Annotated in this window: 4 protein-coding genes; 2 read left to right on the top strand and 2 right to left on the bottom strand. The window is 71.2% G+C overall.

The features are described from left to right. Together VN520_RS11495 and VN520_RS11490 are read right to left on the bottom strand one after the other, a co-directional pair. On the bottom strand, window positions 1-592 hold a 592-nt coding region (locus VN520_RS11495), incomplete at its 3' end, for an AMP-binding protein (RefSeq protein WP_325746782.1). A 126-nt stretch (window positions 593-718) separates the two neighbouring features. Beyond that, window positions 719-1201, bottom strand: a complete 483-nt coding sequence (locus VN520_RS11490; protein ID WP_325746781.1) for a MarR family winged helix-turn-helix transcriptional regulator — start codon at window positions 1199-1201, stop codon at window positions 719-721. Between the two features lie 181 nt (window positions 1202-1382). Here VN520_RS11490 and VN520_RS11485 point away from each other — a divergent pair, with 181 nt between their 5' ends. Together VN520_RS11485 and VN520_RS11480 are read left to right on the top strand one after the other, a co-directional pair. Further along, window positions 1383-2339 carry an SDR family NAD(P)-dependent oxidoreductase gene (locus VN520_RS11485; RefSeq protein WP_325746780.1) on the top strand — a complete coding sequence of 319 codons (957 nt, stop codon included), beginning with the start codon at window positions 1383-1385 and terminating at the stop codon, window positions 2337-2339. Between the two features lie 9 nt (window positions 2340-2348). Beyond that, entirely contained in the window at window positions 2349-3242 is an 894-nt protein-coding gene (locus VN520_RS11480; protein ID WP_325746779.1) for an amidohydrolase family protein, read from the top strand. Window positions 3243-3253: the final 11 nt, after the last annotated feature.

Here is a 3253-nt window from a genome sequence, read left to right as displayed (position 1 = left end):
GGACGTTGAAGCAGTTCCACGTGAAGTTGCCGTGCGTGAGGCAGGCTCCCTTGGGGCGGCCGGTCGTGCCCGAGGTGTAGAGGATGAGGGCGAGGTCGTCGAGCGCCACGGGGACGTCCTGCGTCCAGGGCTGCGCCGCGTCGGCCACCGACGCGAGCGTGGGGACCCCGCCGGCGGTCTCCTCGCCGGCGGTCTCCACGGCGACGACCCAGCGGGTGAGCCGCGGGAGGCCCCGGGCGGCCGGCTCGGCCAGACCCGTAAGATCCGCGTCGTGGATCAGCACCGACACGCCCGCGTCCTCGAGCTGGTAGCGGATCTCCGGGGCGGCCAGGCGGGTGTTGAGCGGGACGAGCACCGCCCCGAGCGCGCCCGCCGCGAACAGGACCTGGAGGAACTCGGGGCTGTTCTCCCCGAGGACCGCCACGCGGTCGCCGGGACGCACGCCGTGGGCGGACAGCGCACCCGCCAGCCGGCGGGTCCGGTCGTGCAGCTCGGCGTAGGTGAGGGCGCGCTCCCCGTGGACCACGGCCGTCTTCGGGCCCGACTTCACCAGCCGGCGGGTTAGCCACGATCCCAGTCCCTGATTGCGCATGCGGTCGCCTCCTGAGGCACTCGTCCACACCAATAGTTGAAAAAATCTATTATTGATGGGGTCAGACTAGTGAGAGGTGCATCACGTTGTCCAGGGGCGGCGGAGGGTTTCTCCGGGCCCCGTGGACTAGAAGGCCGCCTTCTGCAGGAGGCGGAGCAGGTCCTGGCGCTCGGCCACGGAGAGCCCGTCGAGCGACTCGGCCGCCGCGGCCGCCACGAGCCCCTGGGCCTCGGCGTAGAGCTCCCGGCCCGCCCCCGTGGGCGCCACGATCTTCGAGCGGCGGTCGCGGGGGTCGGTGCGGCGCTCGACGGCGCCCCGCTGCTCGAGCTCGTCGATGATGGAGACGATCTGGCTCGGGTCCAGCACGAGGAACTGGCTGAGCTCCCGCTGGGTGGGCTCCTCCCCGCTGCAGGCCAGCGCCAGCACGGAGTAGTGGCGCACCTTGAGCCCCAGGTCCGCGAGCGCGCGGTTCGCTGCGGCGGAGCCCGTCGAGGCGAGCCGGGCCATGAGGAAGAACGACTCGCCGGCCAGGTCGGTCCCCGCCAGGCGCTCGATGCCGCCGGGGGGAGAGTCGTCCCGGGCGGTGAAGGCGGGCGGCTGTGCGGTCATGGCGGCGATCCTCCGGCGGGGGCGATGGGTCTCCAGGATAGGAGGGGACGACACCAGCATAGATGGAACTTATTAACTGTTGACATTTTCAACTAACGGCGGTGGAATGGTCGGGACCCTATAGCGGTGACCGGCGTCACAGACGGCGGCCCCCCGGACCCGAGCACGAGGAGTTCCTCCCATGACCGACAACAGCACCGCACCGCTGACCGGCAAGGTCGCCGTCGTCACCGGCTCCGGCCAGGGCCTCGGCCTGGCCTACGCCCAGGAGCTCGCCCGCCAGGGCGCGGCCGTGGTGATCAATGACGTGGACCAGCAGACCGCCGAGGCCGCGGTGGCCTCCATCACCGCCGCCGGCGGGCGCGCCGTGGCCGTGGTGGCCCCGGTGGGCACCACTGAGACCGCCACCGCCCTGGTCGCCGGCGCCGTGGAGGCGTTCGGGCGCCTGGACGTGCTGGTCACCAACGCCGGGGTGCTGCGCGACAAGTCCCTGCTGAAGATGACCGACGAGGACTTCGACCTGGTGATCCAGGTGCACCTGCGGGGCACCTTCACCTGCGTGCGCGAGGCCTACCGGTACTTCAAGGACAACGGCGTGGCCGGGCGCATCATCACCATCGGCTCCCCCACCGGCCAGTACGGCAACTTCGGGCAGACCAACTACGCCGCCGCCAAGGCCGGGATCGTGGGCATGGTCCGCACCTGGGCCCTGGAGATGCGCAAGGCCGGGGTGACCGCCAACACCGTGATCCCCGTGGCCGCCACCGCCATGACCGAAACCGTGCCCTACTTCGCCTCCGCCGTCGAGGCCGACCGGGCCGGGGAGCCCATGCCCGCGTTCTTCCGCAAGGAGCTGGGCTTCGGCACCGCCGCCGACGTCGCCGGGCTGGTCGCCTACCTCGCCTCCGACGACGCCGCCGGGATCACCGGCCAGGCCATCGGCGCCGGCGGGGACCGCCTCCAGGTCTTCAGCCACCCCGCCCCCGTGGTCACCGAGTACCGCGACGGCGGCTGGACCTTCGAGGCCCTGCGCGAGCAGCTCCCGGCGATCGTCGCCGGCCACCTCCAGCCGGTCGGGGAGACCTTCCCGCCGCTGCCGGCCGAGCTGCAGCCCTCAGCCCCGGCGAAGCAGGCGTAGGACCCCGCCATGGCCTACGAGTACGGATTGGATCTGGCGTCCCTGGACGCCATCGACATGCACGTGCACATCGAGTGCGACGGCCACGGGCACCCGTCGCTGCCGGCAGCACTGACCGAGGCGTCCGCCAAGTACTTCAAGGCAGAAGACCGCTCCCCGTCCCTGGACACCATCGCGGCCCGCTACCGGCAGTGGAACATGGCCGCTGTGGTGTTCACCGTGGACGCCACCACCGCCCTGGGGCATGCGCCCAACTCCATCGAGGAGATCGCCGAAGGGGCCGCGCGCAACAACGACGTGCTCATCCCCTTCGGCTCCGTGGACCCGCACCAGGGTGCCGCGGCGGCGGAGCGGGCGAAGAAGCTCGTGGAGCACCACGGGGTGAAGGGCTTCAAGTTCCACCCCTCCCTGCAGGGCTTCGACCCCTCGGACCAGCGCTTCTACCCCCTCTACGAGGCGATCCAGGCCCTGGGGGTGCCGGCGCTGTTCCACACCGGGCAGAACGGCATGGGCGCGGGCCTGCCCGGCGGGGCCGGGATCAAGCTGGCCTACTCCAACCCGCTGCTGCTGGACGCGGTGGCCGCGGACTTCCCCGAGCTGCAGGTGATCATGGCCCACCCCTCGGTGCCGTGGCAGGAGGAGGCCAACTCCATCGCCACGCACAAGGCCAACGTGTGGATCGACCTCTCCGGCTGGTCGCCCAAGTACTTCCCGGAGTCCCTGGTGAAGGCCTCGAACGCGATGCTGCAGGACAAGGTCCTCTTCGGCACCGACTACCCGCTGATCACCCCGCAGAAGTGGCTGGGCGCCTTCGAGCAGCAGTCCTTCACCGACGAGGTCCGCCCGAAGATCCTCAAGGACAACGCAGTGCGCCTGCTGGGCCTGGACGGGGCCGCGTCGTGAGCGCACAGCCC

Origin of the sequence: Streptomyces sp., assembly GCF_035563135.1 — a bacterium.
In the GTDB taxonomy this organism is placed as follows: domain Bacteria; phylum Actinomycetota; class Actinomycetes; order Streptomycetales; family Streptomycetaceae; genus Streptomyces.
This window is presented reverse-complemented; position numbering and strand designations above follow the sequence as displayed.

Bases quoted from the DNA above. Each gene is read 5' to 3' on its own strand.
- VN520_RS11485 (WP_325746780.1), top strand. From the start codon at position 1,383: ATGACCGACAACAGCACCGCACCGCTGACCGGCAAGGTCGCCGTCGTC.
- VN520_RS11490 (WP_325746781.1), bottom strand. From the start codon at position 1,201: ATGACCGCACAGCCGCCCGCCTTCACCGCCCGGGACGACTCTCCCCCC.
- VN520_RS11480 (WP_325746779.1), top strand. From the start codon at position 2,349: ATGGCCTACGAGTACGGATTGGATCTGGCGTCCCTGGACGCCATCGAC.